General features: G+C 38.9%; 1 protein-coding gene. It reads left to right on the top strand.

Annotation, left to right across the window (positions count from 1 at the left end; genetic code table 11):
- Positions 1-270: Rib/alpha-like domain-containing protein (locus HZY83_RS08005; RefSeq protein ID WP_255460166.1), on the top strand; the 270-nt coding region annotated here is incomplete at both ends.

Here is a 270-nt window from a genome sequence, read left to right as displayed (position 1 = left end):
GAAAAGACCAATCAGTTAACTTGAATGAAGAGCCAAAAGCAGAAGATTCAGTAGAGAACTTTGGAGACTTACCAACAGGAACAACAGCGTCATTCAAAACACCAGTTGACACAAGTTCAGCAGGAGACAAACCAGCAACAGTTGTAGTAACATATCCAGATGGAACAACAGACGAACTAGAAGTAACAGTAAAAGTTGTAGACAACAGAACAGACGCAGATAAAAACGAACCAGTAGGAAAAGACCAATCAGTTAATTTAAATGAAGAGC

The organism is Gemella sp. GH3, assembly GCF_013415425.1.
GTDB lineage: Bacteria > Bacillota > Bacilli > Staphylococcales > Gemellaceae > Gemelliphila.
This window is presented reverse-complemented; position numbering and strand designations above follow the sequence as displayed.